The sequence below is a fragment of the Streptomyces sp. NPDC057287 genome, from assembly GCF_042667905.1.
Lineage (GTDB): Bacteria > Actinomycetota > Actinomycetes > Streptomycetales > Streptomycetaceae > Streptomyces.
In genome coordinates, this window is record NZ_JBHUYV010000005.1 from 302,671 (window position 1) to 320,443 (window position 17,773).

Annotated in this window: 13 protein-coding genes; 6 read left to right on the forward strand and 7 right to left on the reverse strand. The window is 70.2% G+C overall.

The window, feature by feature from the left end; genetic code table 11:
- Nucleotides 1-125: 125 nt before the first annotated feature.
- Nucleotides 126-785 carry a class I SAM-dependent methyltransferase gene (locus ACFUNE_RS12095; protein ID WP_383565724.1) on the forward strand — a complete coding sequence of 220 codons (660 nt, stop codon included), beginning with the start codon at nucleotides 126-128 and terminating at the stop codon, nucleotides 783-785.
- Between the two features lie 90 nt (nucleotides 786-875).
- Here the strand turns inward: ACFUNE_RS12095 and ACFUNE_RS12100 are convergent, their stop codons facing one another.
- Entirely contained in the window at nucleotides 876-2,054 is a 1,179-nt protein-coding gene (locus ACFUNE_RS12100) for a tyrosinase family protein (protein ID WP_383565425.1), read from the reverse strand.
- A gap of 340 nt (nucleotides 2,055-2,394) precedes the next feature.
- Between ACFUNE_RS12100 and ACFUNE_RS12105 the strand changes: the two genes are divergently transcribed.
- Nucleotides 2,395-2,922, forward strand: a complete 528-nt coding sequence (locus tag ACFUNE_RS12105) for an NUDIX hydrolase family protein (protein ID WP_383565726.1) — start codon at nucleotides 2,395-2,397, stop codon at nucleotides 2,920-2,922.
- A gap of 106 nt (nucleotides 2,923-3,028) precedes the next feature.
- Here the strand turns inward: ACFUNE_RS12105 and ACFUNE_RS12110 are convergent, their stop codons facing one another.
- Nucleotides 3,029-4,018 (reverse strand): ArsR/SmtB family transcription factor, encoded by a 990-nt coding sequence (locus ACFUNE_RS12110; RefSeq protein WP_383565427.1) that lies wholly within the window; start codon nucleotides 4,016-4,018, stop codon nucleotides 3,029-3,031.
- Nucleotides 4,019-4,207: 189 nt separating this feature from the next.
- Nucleotides 4,208-5,008, reverse strand: coding sequence for a peptidoglycan DD-metalloendopeptidase family protein (locus ACFUNE_RS12115; protein ID WP_383565429.1), 801 nt, complete (start codon nucleotides 5,006-5,008; stop codon nucleotides 4,208-4,210).
- A 231-nt stretch (nucleotides 5,009-5,239) separates the two neighbouring features.
- On the opposite strand from ACFUNE_RS12115, the gene ACFUNE_RS12120 reads away from it, so the two are divergent.
- The 3 genes from ACFUNE_RS12120 (at nucleotide 5,240) to ACFUNE_RS12130 (ending at nucleotide 8,449) form a co-directional block, all read left to right on the forward strand.
- Nucleotides 5,240-6,592 (forward strand): hypothetical protein, encoded by a 1,353-nt coding sequence (locus ACFUNE_RS12120; protein WP_383565431.1) that lies wholly within the window; start codon nucleotides 5,240-5,242, stop codon nucleotides 6,590-6,592.
- 35 nt (nucleotides 6,593-6,627) lie between these two features.
- A complete protein-coding gene (locus ACFUNE_RS12125) occupies nucleotides 6,628-7,908 on the forward strand; it encodes a hypothetical protein (RefSeq protein ID WP_383565433.1) in 1,281 nt (426 codons plus the stop codon).
- Nucleotides 7,909-8,041: 133 nt separating this feature from the next.
- Nucleotides 8,042-8,449 (forward strand): RidA family protein, encoded by a 408-nt coding sequence (locus tag ACFUNE_RS12130; protein WP_383565435.1) that lies wholly within the window; start codon nucleotides 8,042-8,044, stop codon nucleotides 8,447-8,449.
- Nucleotides 8,450-8,525: 76 nt separating this feature from the next.
- Here ACFUNE_RS12130 and ACFUNE_RS12135 read toward each other — a convergent pair whose 3' ends face one another.
- Together ACFUNE_RS12135 and ACFUNE_RS12140 are read right to left on the reverse strand one after the other, a co-directional pair.
- Nucleotides 8,526-10,751 carry a CBM35 domain-containing protein gene (locus tag ACFUNE_RS12135; RefSeq protein ID WP_383565437.1) on the reverse strand — a complete coding sequence of 742 codons (2,226 nt, stop codon included), beginning with the start codon at nucleotides 10,749-10,751 and terminating at the stop codon, nucleotides 8,526-8,528.
- Nucleotides 10,748-11,938, reverse strand: a complete 1,191-nt coding sequence (locus ACFUNE_RS12140; RefSeq protein WP_383565439.1) for an RICIN domain-containing protein — start codon at nucleotides 11,936-11,938, stop codon at nucleotides 10,748-10,750. The genes ACFUNE_RS12135 and ACFUNE_RS12140 overlap by 4 nt, the downstream gene beginning before the upstream one ends.
- Before the next feature lie 438 nt (nucleotides 11,939-12,376).
- Here ACFUNE_RS12140 and ACFUNE_RS12145 point away from each other — a divergent pair, with 438 nt between their 5' ends.
- Nucleotides 12,377-14,755 carry a cellulase family glycosylhydrolase gene (locus tag ACFUNE_RS12145; RefSeq protein ID WP_383565441.1) on the forward strand — a complete coding sequence of 793 codons (2,379 nt, stop codon included), beginning with the start codon at nucleotides 12,377-12,379 and terminating at the stop codon, nucleotides 14,753-14,755.
- A gap of 63 nt (nucleotides 14,756-14,818) precedes the next feature.
- Here the strand turns inward: ACFUNE_RS12145 and ACFUNE_RS12150 are convergent, their stop codons facing one another.
- Together ACFUNE_RS12150 and ACFUNE_RS12155 are read right to left on the reverse strand one after the other, a co-directional pair.
- The gene (locus tag ACFUNE_RS12150; RefSeq protein ID WP_383565443.1) at nucleotides 14,819-15,874 is read right to left on the reverse strand and encodes a LacI family DNA-binding transcriptional regulator; all 1,056 of its coding nucleotides are present in this window, start codon (nucleotides 15,872-15,874) and stop codon (nucleotides 14,819-14,821) included.
- 85 nt (nucleotides 15,875-15,959) lie between these two features.
- On the reverse strand, nucleotides 15,960-17,747 hold the full coding sequence (locus tag ACFUNE_RS12155) for a glycoside hydrolase family 43 protein (protein ID WP_383565445.1): 1,788 nt from the start codon (nucleotides 17,745-17,747) through the stop codon (nucleotides 15,960-15,962).
- Between the last annotated feature and the right edge of the window lie 26 nt (nucleotides 17,748-17,773).

The following is a 17,773-nucleotide window of genomic DNA, read 5'->3' on the forward strand; positions in this document are numbered from 1 at the left end:
GGGCGCATCTTCGCCGCCGGCATAACAGCGCGGGTGGGGGCCTGCGAAGGCGGCAAGGTCATCGGGATCCGTCACATCAGGGAAGTGACCACTTGAGCAGCGGCTGTTCACCTAAGGTCGTCCACGTGCCTGATCTCTCCTACCTCGCCGCCGTCCGGGATTCGTACGACACGGTCGCCTCGGACTACTTCGAACGGGTCCCGGCACCGGCGGACCTGGATCCGCTGTCACGAGGAATGCTGAACGTGTTCGCAGAAATGGTGCGAACGGCCCGGCTCGGCCCCGTGGCCGATCTGGGATGCGGTCCCGGCAAAGTCACGGCGTACCTCGCCGAGCGGCACGTGCCCGCGTTCGGCATCGATCTGTCTCCGGAAATGATCGCGGTGGCCCGTAGGGCCTACCCGGATCTGCGGTTCGACGTCGGCTCGATGACCTCGCTCCCGATCGGGGACGACGAGCTCGGCGGCGTCCTCGCGTACTACTCCACCCATCACACGCCGCCGACGTTGTTGCCGGTGCTCTTCGGTGAGTTCTACCGCGTTCTCGCACCCGGTGGCTCTCTGATGCTGGCAGGCCACGTGGGGGCCGACCAGCACCTGCGACCGGCGCAGGCCTACGGTGGCCATCCGGTGTCCTGGGAAACCTACCTGTTGCCGCCCGATCGGATTGTCGAGCTCTTGAAGCAGGCCCGGTTGGTCCTCACCGCACGCCTGGTGGAGGAACCCGGCGAGGGAGCAACGAGGACTTTCGCCACCTTTCTTGCCCACAAACCCGAACGACCTTGAGTCCGGAGGGGTAGCGCGCCGCCCGACTGGCGATCTGCGGTGGATGCGGGTGCGGGTCAGATCGGGCTTCGCCGAAGTGGACCGTTCACCTCACGACGCGTCCGGCTTCTTCCAGACGAGCACGCTGTCTTGGCGGAAGATGGATACGTGGCCGTTGTACTGGACATAGAGTCGGCTCGCCCGGTTTCCTGTGGAGCCTGTATTCGTATGCCAGACCAGGTTGTAGGCGGCGTCGCGGACGGCGAGGTCACCATCAGGCTGCATGATACATACGCCACCTTGTGCTTTACCGTCGGTTCCCGAGGTCCACAGCGGAGTTCCGTTGTCGCTCCGGGAAAGCACCAGGTTTCCGTTCGCCTGGAACTTGAACATGTAGGCGCCATCCTGGGAGATCAGGTACTGGTCGGCGACGAGCGTGTCGCCGGGCAGCATTCGATCCCCTTGGCCAGCAGGCCACTCGGTGTCGTAGATGTATCCGAGGTTCTGGTGCTTCAGCGTGCTGGCGATGGTGGTCGCCCCGAACCACGGATCCATCGGGTCAGGTTGGTTCTGGCCCATCGGCGCCCCGCTCTGCGGCAGATAGGGCCGGTCCGGGTGTTCACGTTGCCATTTGGCCCACAGACGGTCGATGTTGGCGTGGTGAAGCCAGAACAGAGGGTCGTTCGGAGAACTGAGCGGCCTCATGTGGCCACCGACCCACTCATGCACCCGGTTGTGGATGTCCGGCCCGATCCAGCCTTCGAGATCGTTCCGGAAGCTCGACTTACTCGTCGTGTCCCACGGATAACTGTCGTAGTCCGGAATCCCGAGACAGTCGGTTACGGCCTGCTTGGTGGGCAGGGAGGAGATGTGCACTCCCAGCTCCCTGGTCAAGTAGTCCGTACTGATGTCGATCTTGAGACAGGTCCAATGGCCCGCGTTGAACGCGAAGCGACCGGACGTCACCATCCGATTGCTCCCCTGCCCGTCTCCGCCCATGAAGTTGGCATCCCAGATCGAGGAATCCGGACTGTTGTCGATCGTCCAGTCCCAGTACGGAATGCTGAGCCCCGGCGTCACTTCTTGTAGATCTTTCTCGAAACGGCGCAGGAACTCCCGGTGCCATGGAAGGAATGCCGGGCCCATGTGCCCGTTGTAGCCGATCTGAGAGTGCTGTTTGATGTAGTTGTCGTAGATTCCGCGACGCTTGAGCTCGAGAAGGGCGTCCACGAATGTGGTCTGTTCCTGCCGGTACAGCATCGCCTGGTCTCTGCGGATAAGAGCCATCATCGCTCCAACTGTGGCTTCACGGGTCAGGTGTTCATCCCTCCTCATCCAGGCTCCGACCGGAGGGGGAATCCGGCAACATGTGAGCGATCAGGTTGAAATGGCAACGACGAAGCCAGGTTTGAGTGGGTCGTAAACACAATGCCGCCGCCGACCAGCACCGGGTGGATCCCGGCCCGGTACTGGTCGCTGCCGGCAGAGACGTCCCGGTCCGGCTATCGCCGATCGGGCGAGCATCGACGACCACCCGGAACCGGAGCATGCGCGGCAGGTGAGCGAGAGATCTCGTGTCGGACACGCGGCCAGAACCCGGCCGGGTAAGTATGATCAAGCGATGTCTGACATGACGGAAACCACGCCCGGCTGGCTCACCACGGACGAACTGGACATGGCCAGGGCCAGGATGCCCGTTCTCTACGTCGAGGCCGTCCCTGTGCGAGTGGACGAGAGCGGTGATGTCACCAGCATCGGACTGCTCCTCCGAATCGGCTCCGGCGGGACCATCAGCCGCGCCCTCGTATCCGGCCGTGTCCTGCACCACGAGCGAGTCCGTGACGCGCTGCTGCGCCACCTGGAGAAGGATCTCGGTCCGGTGGCCCTGCCGCGCGTCCCGGCCTCTCTGCAGCCCTTCACCGTGGCCGAGTACTTCCCCACCCTGGGCGCCACCCCGTTCCACGACCCACGCCAGCACGCGGTGTCCCTCGCGTACGTGGTGCCGGTGACGGGGGATTGCCGCCCGCGGCAGGACGCGCTGGACCTGGTCTGGTTCAGCCCGCAGGAGGCAGCCTCACCGGCTGTGCAGAACGAGATGCCGGGCGGCCACGGGGTGCTTCTGAAGCAGGCCCTTGCGCATATGGGACACGCCTACTGAAGGGCCTCCGGGTGAGGTCGGGACGGCGGTCCAGCGGCCGGGCCGGCACGCCGCCGCCCGCCCTCCCCCGGCCCTGTACCCATCGCCGATCGCCAGCGCGCGGCCTTCACCTGGGAACTCCCTCCAGCACCGCCCGGCCGAGCCCCGTCCGGTGGTGGAGCACCCGTACGCCCTGACGCTGGGAGAGCAGCAGACCCGCCTCGCGGAGCACCGTGGCGTGCCGACTGGCCGTCGACGGCGCGAGGCGCAGCGCCGCGGCGATGTCCATGGTGGTCATCGGGCGGTCCAGCATCCGGAGCAGCTCGGCCCGGGAGGCGCCGATGAGCTGCGCCACCGGGGCGTCCCCACCGGGGCGGCTGCGTTCGAGCCAGCCGGGCGCGGGCGAGAGCGGGTGGACGAGGACCGGTGGCAGTTCCTCGTCGACGAGTGCGAGCGGAGCACGTACGCAGAAGAAGGCCGGGACGAGCGTCAGCGTCCGGCCGCGCAGGCCCAGTTCACGCTCGACAGGGTACGGGGCGCGCAGCGTCCGGTCCCGGTAGCGCCACCCGGGCAGTTGGTCGTACGCCGTGAGCAGGCCCTCCGCTCCGTGGGCGAGGACGGCATGGGCGCGCACCGTCCGGTCGGCTGCCGCCTGTGCGCACATCGCTGTGAGATACGGCTCGACGGCGACCTGGTGATAGGCCCGCAGGGCCGCGCCCAGGCGGTGCAGCGCCTGGGGGCACCCGTCGGCGAGCGTGCGCAGGCCGGCCGGGACGGGACCCTTCGTGTGGGCGTGGAGCCGGGTGATCTCGGCGCGGAGCCGGTGTCGAGGCGTGGAGAGCAGCCGGTCGAGCCCGGCTTCCAGATCCGTGTCTCCGCGGCCGGGTGTGAGGAAGTCGGGGAAGTAGGAGCCGTCCGGGCAGAGTCGCGTCAGCGCGCGTGTCACGGGGACGAGGCCGGATCGCCGCAGGGCCGCGCCCACCTCCCGGCGCCATGCTCCGAAGGCGATCGGCGCCTGGCGGTTCTGGAGGAGGTGCAGGCTCAGGGCGGTCTCCCAGAGCGGGTCCACGCCGGACGCGACGCGTAAGCGGGCCAGTTCCTGGCTCGTGAAGTCCACCCGTAGCACAGCGCACCCCCGGCGGTCACGGGCGCCGGTGACGCCCGCCCAGCGGAACTCTACGCGCATCACAGAGGTGACGCATGCATGTCACTCGCCTGGTGTGGTCCGGCGCGGGTTCGGCCGGAATGCGCGGCGGTCCGACCGGAATTCGTCCCGGCCGGACCGCCGTCGAGCCGCTCAAGGGTCTCAGCAGAGCGGTACGCCGGGCAGCTTCGCGTCCGGGTGGTCGATGTAGATGTTGCTGATGAAGCCGTTCTGATCGCGCAGCTTGCTCCACCAGTTGTTGCTGTACCCCTCGGCGTTGACGGTGTCGCCCTGCTTCTGGCACAGCACGCGCACGGCTGTCGGGCCGGCGAGGGTGGTGACGACGGGCGCGCTGACACGGGCGTCGGCGCGGACGTTCACCCCGCTGCCCCAGGTGCTGAACGGGTAGCCGCTGCCACCGCATCCGTTGTCACTGGTGAGGTACGCCTGGTTGTAACTGCCGGGGTAGGAGAGGCCGGCGCCGTTGATGACGATGTTCTGGCCCACCCCGTTGAGCAGTTGCTCGTAGTGGATGTGTGCCCCGGAGGAGTTGCCGGTGCTGCCGGTGACGCCGATCTGCTGTCCCTGTGCGACGGACGCGCCACTCGGGACGGAGTACGCGGAGAGGTGGAAGTAGTACGTCGTCCACCCGCCGCCGTGATTGATGGCTATGTAGTTGCCGGCCCCGCTCGGCTGCGAGTACCGGGTCGCCGTGCCGGCTGCCGAGGCGAGCACCGGAGTGCCCGCCGTCGTACCGCCGTCGGCGCGCACGAAGTCCAGCGCTCGGCGCACCTCGGCCGAGTGGTGACTGTAGGTCCAGCGCTGGCCGCAGGGGTAGGGCGCCTTGAAGACGGGCGCGGCCGTCGCACCGGCCTCCCCTGCTTGTGCCGGGGCGGCCGACAGACCGGTCAGGGCCATCAAGGCGACGACGAACAGAGCGGGTAGACGTCTGAGGAACCTCACGAATGCTCCTAGGTGGGGGAGGCGGCCCGGACGGAGCCGGGTCGAGGCGCGGTGAGACGTCGGGAACGTAGCGGGGGCCCGTACCGCTGACAAGCGTGCGTCGGGCTCCTTCGACCAGGAACGAATTGCTTGCGCCTCACGCGCGGCCCCCGCCACCGTGGCGTCCACGTGCCACAGCGTCACCGGGCCGCCGGCCGGGTGCGTCCGTGCCCCGAAGGAGCCCCCACTCCCATGCCTTCGCTCCGTCCAGCCCGCCGGGCCTCGTTCCTCGGCGCCGCCCTCACCACCGCCGCCGGACTCCTGCTCGCGCTGACCGGCTCCGCGGCCGCCTCACCCGCCGCGACCACGGCCAACCTCTCCTCACCTGCCCCCGTCCGCGGCGATGCGTCCGCCGCGGCACCGCCCTCTGGACTCGCGGTGGCGGGCTCCGAAGCCGAGGTGACGCCGACCGGGACGGAGAAGCGCAGCGTCGTGGACATCCCCGCGAACGTCACAGCGGGCATCGCGGTGTTCGACCGGCTCACCGGCCGCTTCACCGAATCCGTCCAGGCGGACCGGGCCTTCCGTTCCGCTTCCGTGGTCAAGCTGCTGCTCGCACTGGACTTCCTCTGGAACCGGGCGCCCGCATACGAGGTGCCCCAGGCGGACCGGGACCGGCTCGAGGCGATGCTGAGCAGGAGTGACGATGCCGCCGCGAGTCACTACTGGTCCACGGGTGGCGGCAGTGCCGTGATCACCCGCATGGTGCCTCGCCTGGGGCTCACCGGTACGGCGCCGCCGCCGGCCGGCTACCCGGGCTACTGGGGTTACGCGGCGACCACCGCCGCCGACACGGTCCGCGTCTACCGCTACCTCCTCGACACGGCCCCGGCGCCGGTCCGGGACCTCGTCATGGGGGCGCTGCACCGGTCGGAGCGGTGCGCCGCCGACGGATTCGACCAGGGATTCGGGCTGCCTTCCGCGTTCGACGGCCCCCTGGCCGTCAAGCAGGGTTGGTCCGGCTTCAGCTCCGGCGGCTGTGCCTCCTCCGGGACACCGGCTGCCGCGCCTTCGCACGTCGCACGCCCCCGTACATCCGTGCGGGCGGACGGCGCCGAGGGAGCCGACACCCATCGGGGGGCCGGCGCCGCGGCGCCCTCCGGGGGCGCCTCCGCCGCGGCGGTGGACCTGACGTCCGACGCGCTGCACACCACCGGCACCGTGGGGCCCGACGACCGGACGGTGGTGGCCGTGCTCACCCTGCACCCCGACGGCACCCCGTACGGAACCGCCTACAGCAAGGTCACCGCCCTCACCGATTCCCTGAACGTACCCGGAGCTGTCCGCCCCACAGGCACCCGGTTCACCACCTGGGGCAGCGGCGTCCGTGTCCGCACCGGGGCCACCACCTCCTCCGCCGCGCTCACCACTCTGCCCGCCGGAGTGGACGTCCTCGTCGGCTGCCAGAAGCAGGGCGGGCAGGTGTCGGTTCCGCCCTACGTCAACGACTGGTGGGCGTATCTGCCCCAGTACGGCGGCTGGATCACCAACATCTACGTCACCTCTCCCGGGAACGCGCTCCCGGGCGTGCCCCGCTGCTCGTAACGCCTTCCCCTCCCCCACCGAGAAGGAGGCGCACCATGCGCCGCACCCAGAGACCCAACGCCCACGCCGTCCCCGCCCGTCGAGGGGCGGCGGTCGCCGCCTCCCTGTTGGCGGTCGTGGCTCTGACTCTCACGGCCGGCCCTGCCGCCGCCCGGGACGCCCTGCCCGACGACGCCCCACTCGGGGCCGTCAACTGGCGGGCGGACCTGTCCGCGCCGACGGCGGACACGACGAATCTCAACCGTGCCGACGGTGGACTACGCCTCCACGACACCGGCCTGAGGCCCGCTTCCTCCCGCTCCCCTCAAGGACAGGGCACGGTCGTGCTTCCCGTACGCGTCCTCGACCGCGCCGTCGACCGGATCACGGCCGACCTCGATGCGACCGTCCCCGGCGGAGCACAGGTCGCCGTCGACGTGCGCGGCCGGGACGGGCTGGGGCAGTGGACCGAATGGCGCGAAGCACGCGAGGTCAGCCCCGCCCTGCTGCCCCGCGCCGTCACCCGTGTGCAGACCCGGATCACCCTCGTCTCCGCGCCGAACGGCACCGCACCGACCGTCAGCGCCCTGCGCCTGAGTGCCGAACTCGACGGCACGCCCAAGAAGGCCGCAACGGCGGAAGCCCTCACGACCAGCGTCTACGCAACCCGGGAGGGCCTGGTCGGCGGCACCACGGCGAACGGGCATGTGATCGTCCCCAACGACCACTTCGTGGCGTTGCCCTCCCGGCGAGGCCTCTCCCCGAAGGGCAGCGGGCAGTACTCGGTGCGCGTCTGCGGGCCGGTGCGCTGCGAGACCGCCCCGGTGTGGGACGTCGGGCCGTGGAACACCCGTGACGACTACTGGAATCCATCCTCCGTCCGCGAATCCTTCAAGGATCTGCCGCAGGGCAGGCCCGAGGCACAGGCCGCCTACCAGAACGGCTACAACGGCGGGTTGGACGGGTCCGGCCGCCGGGTCCTCAACCCGGCCGGCATAGACCTGGCCGACGGAACCTTCTACAACGTCGGCCTGAACAACAACGGCTGGGTGACCGTCACCTATCTGTGGACCGGCACCGGCGCCCCGACCAAGTCGTTCCCGACCTGGGGCACCGCCGTCAACATCCGCCAGCAGGCCACCAGTGCCTCCCCCCGCGTCGCACAGCTCCCCGGCCCCACCACGGTGCGCGTGCAGTGCCAGGTGCACGGCCAGCTCGTCGAGGCCGACGGCCACAGCAACGACGCGTGGTCGTACCTGCCGGACTACGGGGGGTACATCTCGAACATCTTCATCGACGTCGCCGACAGCTGGCTGCCCGGCGTACCGAACTGCTGATCCCTCACGTCCGGATCAAGGGACCCGCGCACCCGCGCGGGTCCCTGACCTGCCGGAAAATTGCGCGCGGGACCCGTCGGACCACTGGCAGGATGGCCACGCCCCCCGTCTCCGTGGAAGGACCCGACCCGCCGTGGCCCGTGCCGTCACCCTGATCCGTTCCGCCGCCCTGTCCGGTGTCGCCGAGTACGCCTACGCGGCGACAGCTCCTGCCGAATCGCGCCTGATCTTCCTCGCCGGGGCGTGCCCCCTGAACGAGGACGGCTCCACGGCGGCGATCGGGGACTACGCGGGCCAGGCGGCGAAGGCCGTCGAGAACCTGCGGATCGCACTCACCGACTCCGGCGCGACCCTCCAGGACGTCATCAGCACACGGGTCCTCGTCGCCTCGGCACACCGGGAGGACCTGGTGACCGCCTGGAAGGTGGTCCGGGACTCCTTCGCCGACCACGACGTGCCGAGCACCCTGATGGGAGTCACCGTGCTCGGCTACACGGACCAGCTCGTCGAGATCGAGGCCGTCGCCGCGGTGCTCGACTGAGTACCGCGGCGACACGCTCCCCCGCTCCCTGTGCTCCCGCACCCCGGTGCGACGCCGCCGGCGCCGCACCGGCAGGTCAGCCGGGCCGCAGGGCGGCCCAGTCGATCTCGGCGTACCCCTGGCCCTTGGTCAGCCGGATCCGGTTCGTGCCCTCGCGCAGGGTGACGCGCGCCGTAGCGGTCTTCGCCACGGCGTCCTGCCGCGCGGTCCCCAGCCACGCCCCGGTGGAGGGGTAGCTGATCCGGCCCGCGTCCGCGCCGTCCACGGTGACGGTGTGGTCGGCCACGCCCGCCAGGCCGTTGGCGTATCCGACGTCCAGCAGATAGGTGCCGTTCCGGGGTGCGTCGACCGTGAACTCCACCGCGCTCGTCGGACGGTCGATGCCTCCCACGTAGTCGGGGAACTCGTTCCACTGGTAGTGCCGGGTGCCCGCGTCCGTCACCGCCGCGTTCTCGGCCTCGTAGCGGTGGGTGTCCGGGCGGACGTCGATGCAGTCCAGCTCCGCGTGTCCGAGGCCCTTGGAGAGGGTGATGGTGTTGCTGCCCGCCGACAGTGCCACGCGTGTGGTCGCGGTACGCATCGTGGTGTTCGCCCAGCCCCCCGTAGGCTCGTACTCCACCTCCCCCTGCCGCTCGGTCCCGACCGTGACGGTGTGACTCGCCGGTCCGGTGGTGCCGTTGGCGTAGCGCACGGTCATCGTGTGGATCCCCGCCTTCGCCGCCTCAACGGTGAAGGCGACGGAACTGTCCGCGCGGTCGATCCCGCCGACGTAGCCGCGCCCCGAGGCCAGCGCCGTGTCACTGCCCAGGTGGGGCACGACACCGGTGCCACGCGCGTCCTCGGCCTCGTACTTGCCGGGGCGGGCGGTGGGCGTGGACGCGGGCCGGACCGTGATCCGGTACCCGTTGAGCCGTTCCATCCGGCGGATCGGGACCGTCAGGTGGCCGCCTGCGTCCAGGGGGAGCACCTTGTCGTACACGTTGTACGGGGCACTCTGGGGGTCTCCGGCGCGGTCCGGCCTCTTGTCGGTGGCCAGCGGGTCGGTGGTCCACAGCGCGTAGTCGACACTGACCCGGACCTGCGGCCCCAGGCCCCGTGCGGACAGCCCGAGCAGCCTGACGTCGACGTCCCCGTCCTCGCCGCCCGCCAGGACGGCCACGGTCCGCGCGTCCGGGTCCCAGGAGGCGACGCCGTCGGCCGCCTGGTAATGGCGGGTGTCCCAGCGGCTGACGGCGAGCTGGGTCCCGCGCATCTCACGGAACCAGTTCATGGTGTACCAGCCGCCGTTGGGCCTCAGCCCGTCCGCCGTGCGGCGGAGGGTGTTCCCGAGGAGACCGGGATTGGTGTAGATGCCCATGGCCGCGGAGTCGACTCCGTAGCGCGCGAACTCCGCCCAGTGTTTGATCATCGTGCCGGGCACACCTTCGAACTCGCCGTTGCCAGGGCCGTACTCCTCGATCATCACGGGGCGGGGAGAGATGCCGAGCTCCCTCTCCAGGGGCCGGTAGAAGCGGGTCAGCGACTCGGGGACGTCGCCCGGGCTGGGCCCCAGGCTGTGCCAGCCGATGATGTCCGGGAGGGTCCCGTTGTTCTTCGCGTTGACGAGGAAGTCACGCATACGGGGCTGGCGGTCCGCGGACTCCCAGGGGTTGTAGTGCTCGTAGTTGGGACCCATGACCTTCAGCGTCGGGTCGGTGGCGCGGATGCGTCGCACGGTCTCGGTCCAGAGCCAGTTGACCTTGGCGTCGTACGTGGCGCCCCGGACCCTGGGGTCGGTCATGAACGGGCTGTCCGCCTGGGGGCCCAGCTTGTTGTCCGGTTCGTTGAGCGGCGCGACGGAGTGGAGCACGTCCTTGTACTTCTGGACGGAACGGGTCGCGCTGTCGACCTTGCCCATCCAGTCGTCGACGCCCTTCCAGACGTAGGGCCAGCCCCCCATGAGGTCGTTGTAACGGGCGACCATCTTCACCCCCGTTCCGCGCAGTCGGCCGGCCACGGCTTCGGTGGAGCTCGGGTAGGAGGTGTCCCCGTCCAGGCTCTGGTGCTGGGAGAGCAGCACCTGCGACCCGTCGGCGAGCGTGGCAGGGGTGTCCGGGGTGGTCGTGACGCCGAAGAGGGTGCCGAGTCCGGCCTTCTTGAGGGGGCCGGACTGCTGACCGGTGTCCACGGTGATGACCTCCGGCTCCGCCGCCGCCGTCTCCACGGGGTCGGAGCTCCGGCCGGCCGCCGGGCCGGAGAGGGACACCGCGAGCGCCGCTGAGGCGAGCAGCGCGGTCAGCCGCAGTCCGCTGCGGGCGCTCATCCGACGTCCCACTTCATGTTCTCGCCGCCCCAGCAGTCCCAGATCTGGATCCGGGTGCCGTTCGCGGTGCCCTGGCCGGCGGCTTCGAGGCAGCGCCCGGAGTTGGGGTTGCGGAGCGTCCCGTCGCTGCCCAGGGTCCACTTCTGGTTGGCCCCGCCCCAGCAGTCCCACAGCCCGACGCCGGATCCGTTGTCACGGGCACCCGCTCCGCCCGCGACCTCCAGGCACTTGCCGAACGCCCTTACGGTCCCGTCGGATGCGAGGGTCCACTGCTGCGGTGCCCCGCCCCAGCAGTCCCACAGGATCACCGGGGTGCCGTTGGCGCTGCTGCCGCCCGAGACGTCGAGGCAGCGCTTGCTCTGCCGTCCGACGACTGCCTTCGCGCCGCCCACCGCGCCGTTCGCCGTGAAGGAGAAGTCGCCGACGGCGAGCCCCGCCCCGCCGACCCAGGGCTCGAAGCCGGCCTGCACGCTGGTCAGGTACCAGGACCTCTGGATCTGTCCCCGGGCCACGGCGTCGTCGGTGAAGGACCGTACCGCGAAGTCCAGGGAGCCGGTCCCCGCCGTACGGACGTAGGAGATGACGTTCCAACCGATGTTGCCGACCCACACGTCCCAGCTCGCGCCCTCGATCTGTGCGGTGGCGACCTTCGAGCCGATCGGCTGCGGACGGCCTCGGTGGTCCAGCCAGAGCATGAGTTCGGCGCCGGTGTTCTGGCCGTCGGTCCGGGGGGTCGGGTCGAACCACAGGTCGTAGGAGGCGTTCCACTCCCCCGAGGCGGGCCGTGTCATCGCCACCGAGCTGCGCGCCCCTGCCGCGTCGCTCACCCGGAGCGGAAGTCCGCTGCCGGTGGTGCAGTTGCCGTAGTGGCAGCCTGCGTAGATCGACGGATACCCGGCGGGGACGTTGTTCGTGGGGTTGTTGTGGTCGGCCGCGGTGACGGCGAACCCCCGGTCGCGGACCTCGACGCACTGGCGTGTCGAGGCACCCCAGCGGTTGTTCTGTACGACGTAACGCCCCTGCTGGACGGCGGCGGAGGCGTACGGCTCGCACAGGGTCGTCGCCGCCTCAGCGGCGGGTGCCACCGCGAGGAACACGCCGAACGTGGCGGCCAGCAGGGACAGCAGTGCGGCCCAGGTACGGAGGACGGTCGGGGCGCGGCTCGGGTTTCGCGGCTGTGTCGGCATGCGTTCGCCTCTCTGTTCTCGTGCCCCGGGGTCGAGGCGGAGAGGGAGCGTTCGAAGGGGGAGCGCTCCCATGCGCCCTGAATTCTGCACACCGGCCACCTGCTGAGGAAGTCGCGGTCGGGAATCTTCGAATTCTCGACGGATCTACCGGTACGAGCGGCACCCGATTTCGCGACTCGACGGATGATTTCGAGCCACTCTGATGAATTCAGCAGCGGGGAAAGACACTTGGAGCCCCCTTGCTGCACTCCTGGAGTGACGCCAGATGGCCGAAATCGACTCTCCCCGTCTCGAAACCGCACGTCATGAGTACCGGCATTTCCTCCGGGAATGCGAAGTCCGGCGCAAAGGTCTTCCGCCCCGACCGAGGAACTGCGACGTTCACCTGATGGGAGCGCTCCCAGTCATTTCCGTCCCCCTGTGCATCGGAAGGTGCCCGTGAAACTCTTCAGAAGACGTCCGCCCCTGGCGATGGTCACGGCCGTCGTGGCCTGCCTCCTCGCGGCCGCACCGGCCCTCGTCGCCACTCCTGCCGCTGCCGGCGTCGCCCCCTCGGCAGGGCAGTCGCCCGCATCCGCGTCCACCGCGAGCAGCGGGGAGGCCGCAGCCGCCCCGGCCGAGGACTGGCTGCACACCCGGGGCAATCAGATCGTCGACGCGAACGGGGACAAGGTCTGGCTGACCGGCACCAACTGGTTCGGTTTCAACGCCACCGAACGCGTATTCCACGGCCTGTGGTCGGGCAACATCACCGAGATCACGAAGTCGATGGCCGATCGGGGCATCAATATCGTGCGGGTCCCGATCTCCACCCAGTTGCTCCTGGAGTGGAAGAGCGGCCAGGCGACCGTCCCGAGCGGCGTCAACACCTACGCCAACCCGGAGCTGAAGGGGCTCACGAGCCTGGGTGTCTTCGACCACTGGCTCGGCCTCTGTGAGCAGTACGGCATCAAGGTGATGCTCGACGTGCACAGCGCCGAGGCGGACAACTCGGGCCACATCCACCCGGTGTGGTGGAAGGGCGGGATCACCTCCGAGCAGTTCTACACGGCCTGGGAGTGGGTGACCGCCCGCTACGAGGACAACGACACGATCGTCGCGATGGACGTCAAGAACGAGCCCCACGGCAAGCAGACCGAGAGCCCGCGGGCCAAGTGGGACGGCTCCACCGACCAGGAAAACTTCAAGTACGCCTGCCAGACGGCGGGCAGGCGCATCCTCGCGGTCAACCCGAACGTCCTCGTCCTGTGCGAGGGCATCGAGATCTACCCGAAGGCCGGCAGGTCCTGGTCCTCGCAGACCGAGTCCGACTACCACTTCAACTGGTGGGGCGGGAACCTTCGCGGGGCGAAGGACCACCCCGTCGACCTCGGCGCCCAGCAGGACCAGCTCGTCTACTCCCCGCACGACTACGGCCCGCTGGTCTTCCAGCAGCCCTGGTTCCAGGGCGAGTGGAACCGCACCACGCTGGAGCGGGACGTCTGGGACCCCAACTGGCTCTACCTCCACAAGGAGAACATCTCGCCCCTGCTCATCGGCGAGTGGGGCGGACTCCTCGACAACGGGCCCAACCAGAAGTGGATGACGGCTCTGCGCGACCTGATCGCCGAGCAGAGGATCCATCAGACCTTCTGGTGCCTGAACCCCAACTCCGGTGACACCGGCGGGCTCCTCCTCAACGACTGGAAGACCTGGGACGAGGCGAAGTACGCGCTGCTGAAACCCACGCTCTGGCAGAGCGGAGGCAAGTTCGTGAGCCTCGACCACCAGGTCCGGCTCGGCGGTTCCACGGCCACCACCGGCATCAGCCTCGGCGACCTCTACGGCGGGCAGCCGCCCGCCGGTGACGAGCAGGCGCCGTCCACCCCGGCCGGGCTCACCTCGACGGCCAGGACGTCGACCTCGGTCACGCTCGGCTGGACGGCCTCCACCGACAACGTCGCCGTGACCGGCTACGACGTCTACCGCTCCACCACCAAGGTGGCCACCGTCACCGCGCCCGCCTACACCGACACCGGACTGACCCCCGCCACCGCCTACTCCTACACCGTCCGGGCCAGGGACGCGGCGGGCAACACCTCAGCGGCGTCGGCCGCGCTGAGTGTCACCACACAGACGGGCGGCACCACAGACACGACACCGCCCGGTGTCCCGTCGGGACTGGTCAGCACCGGCAGGACGGCCTCCAGCACGACGCTGCGATGGAACGCGTCCACCGACGACACGGGCGGCAGCGGCGTCGCCGGCTACAGCGTGCTGCGTGACGGGGTCGCCGTCGGCACCGCCACGGGCACGACGTACACGGACACCGGCCTCTCGGCTTCCACGGCGTACAGCTACACCGTCAAGGCCAGGGACGTGGCCGGCAACACCTCCGCGGCCTCCGCTCCGCTCGTGGTCAGCACCTCGGCCGCCGGAGGCGGCGGCACGCTGCTGTCCCAGGACAGGAGTGCCTGGGCCTCCTCCTCTGAGGACGGCGCCACCTCCCCCGACAAGGCGGTGGACGGCAACCGCTCGACCCGCTGGAGCAGCACCTTCCAGGACAACCAGTGGATCAACGTGGACCTGGGGTCGCGGAAGGCGGTGACCCGGGTCGTGCTCGACTGGGAGGCCGCGTACGCGAAGGGGTACCGGGTGCAGGTGTCGGACGATCCCGCGTTCGGGACGTGGACGGACCTTCATTCGACGACGACCGGTGACGGCGGCACCGACACCCTCGACGTCTCCGGCACGGGCCGCTACGTCAGGGTGCTCGGTCAGACCAGGGCGACCCCGTACGGCGTCTCGCTCTACGAGTTCCAGGTCTACGGGCAGTGATCCCTCAGGGGTGAGCGGTGGGGCCGGCGGCGGGCCGGCCCCACGAACGTCTCACCTCCGGGCTCAGGTGGTCCGGCCCGCGCCTCCGGACGGGGGCGCCGTGCTCCCGCGTACCAGCAGCTGGGTCGCCAGTTCCAGCCTGAACTGGTCCGCGGGCTCGCCGTCGATCACCCGGAGCAGCGCGTTCGCGGCCACCGAGGCCATGTCGAAGAGCGGCTGACGGACGGTCGTGAGCGGGGGGTGCGTCCAGCGGGCGACCGGCAGGTCGTCGAAGCCGACGATGCTGATGTCCGACGGGATGGCGTAGCCGCGGTCACGGAGCACCTCGAAGGCGCCGAGCGCCTGGAGGTCGCTGGCCGCGAAGACGGCGGTGGGCGGTTCCTCACCGGAGTCCTCGAGCCCGTCGAGCAGCCGGGCCGTCTCGGTGCGGCCGGAGGCGTCGTTGAACTCCCCGTGCGCCACCCAGCCGGCCGGCATGGGCAGTCCGGCCTGTTCCATCGTCGCGCGGAAGCCGTCGGCGCGCGCCCGGCTGCACAGCACCTGGCGTGGGCCGGCCAGGTGGGCGATGCGGGTGTGCCCGAGCCCGATGAGGTGCTCGGTGGCGCTCACGGCGCCGGCCCAGTTGGTCGCTCCGACCGTGGGCACGAGGGCGTCGACGCTGCCGACGGGATCGAGGAGGACGAACGGGACGTCCAGCGCGGTGAGCCGCTTCCGCTGCTGCTGCGTGAGGTCGGAGACGACCAGGATCGCCCCGTTGCTTCGGCGGGCCGCTAGCTGGTCGATCCACTCGCGTGTGTCGGAGCTGCGGCCGTGGACGGCCGAGAGCACCATGCTGGCCCCCGCTTCGTGGAGCACTTCGTCGACGCCCCGGATGATCTCCACCGACCAGAGGCTGTCGAGTTCGTTGAGGACGAGGTCGATGACGGCCCCGCGTCTGCGGGCCGGGCGCCGCTGGTAGCCGAGGTGGTCCATCACCGCCTCGACCCGCTCCTTGGTGTCCGCGGACACGTCGGAACGGCCGTTGAGCACCTTGGAGACGGTGGAGACGGAGACACCGGCCTCGGAGGCGATCATGTTCAGAGTGACCCTGCCCGGGCTCTCACGCGTGTCCGAGGTCATCCGAGGTGTCCGTTCCGCTGGGAGGTCCGCACGGTGCCGTTCCTGGGCCGTGACCGTCGAGTCTGCCATGGTCCCGTCGCCGCCCTCACCGCTCCTCGTGGCGGCCGGAGACCGTCTCGCGGTATTCCGACCAGGCGAAGTCGGCCGCCAGGGCGGCGCCGGTCAGATCCTGGACGCACAGGCCCGCGAACGCTCCCGTGAAGCCCCAGGACGTGAAGTGTCCGGTGGCCGGGTCGCCCTGGGTCGCGCTCTCGTCGGAGAGACGAGTGACGTCGAGATCCGGTCCGATGGTCCGCCAGGGGGACCCGTGGGCGGAGCGCCACGCGAAGTGCGCCCGGGTCGTACGGACCGTGAGCAGGAGGTCCAGCGGGCCGTCGGGCACGGCGACGGCCGGCTCGGGTTCGAGGTATCTGCCGTGGTCGCACAGTCCGACGCGCAGGACACGGCCCAGGTCTTCGTCCCAGGTCAGGTGGAGGTAGTGCCAGAGCGTGGAGTTGTAGTAGTGGACGATGCCCGCCATCTGGAGCGGTGAGCGGGGTTCGGCCTCCAGCCGGGAGGAGAAGTCGAAGGACATCGCCTGCTGTCTGCGCGCGACGAGGCTCTGGCCATGGGTGGAGCCCAGCGACTGGCCGCCCCGCAGCCGCAGGTGTCCCGGGCGTTCGGTGAGGTCGAGCCAGGAGGGGTCGGGGTGGCGGCGCAGTGTCGCCCAGGGCGTGGTCAGCTCGGGTCCGTCGAAGTGGTCGAGGGCGGGGACCGCCGGGACCGGGGCGGGCGGCAGGGCGGGGCCGGGCACGGCGGTTCTCGGGAGGTGCCCGCCGGCCTGCGGGGAGGCAGGCTCGGACGCGTGGGCACCCGCGGGCTCGGACGCGTGGGCACCCGTCGGCTCGGAGACCGGGGTGCCGGCCAGCCGGGGCCATCCGCCGGCGTTCCACTCGATGCGCTGGAGCGCTGTCTCGCGGCCGAGCACGCAGGGGCCCATGGGGGTGAGAGGGCGCGCCATGAGGTGCGCGAGGTACCACTCCCCGGCGGGCGTCTCGACGAGGCTGCCGTGGCCGGCCTTCTGCAGGGGCCACGTCTCGTGCCCGGCCGAGGTGAGGAGGGGGCCGTCCGGGTCCGCCTCGTAGGGGCCCGTCAGCGTCCGGGAGCGGGCGACGGTGACGGCGTGGGCCCAGGACGTACCGCCCTCCGCCGTCACCAGGTAGTACCAGTCGCCCGTGCGGTAGAGGTGCGGCCCCTCGGTGTGAGCCAGGGGTGTGCCGTCGAAGACGCGGTGCAGCGGTCCGGTGACCTGTCTCCTCTCCCGGTCCCACTCCTGGAGGAGGATGCCCGCGAAGGGATGGTGGCCGGTGCGGTGGTCCCACTCCATCCACAGGGCCCAGCTGCGCTCGTCGCCCTCGGGGCCGTCGTCGTGGAAGAGGGACGGGTCGAAGCCGTGGCTCGGGAAGGGTGCCGGGTCCGACCACGGGCCGTCGATCGCCGGGGCGGTGATGACGAAGTTGCGTACGTCCTTGAAGGCACCGGAGAGGTTGGTGACATCGCTGTAGACGAGGTGGAAGAGGCCCTCGGTGTACGAGAGGCACGGTGCCCAGACCCCGCCGGAGTCGGGCCGGCCCGTCAGGTCGACCGTCCGTTCCTCGCGGAGGATGCCCCCGAGCGAGCGCCAGTTCACGAGGTCGCGTGAGTGGTGGACGACGACACCGGGGAGCCATTCGAAGGTGGAGGTCGCGATGTAGTAGTCGTCCCCCACGCGCAGGATCGAGGGGTCGGGGTGGAATCCGGGCAGCACCGGGTTGACGATGGTCGCGGGGCGCTGCTCCGCGTGCGTCCGGCGGTGGGGCCGGTCCTGGTCGGGGGCGGTGGGCACGGCGGTCATCGGTATCTCCAGGAAGTAGAAGGCTC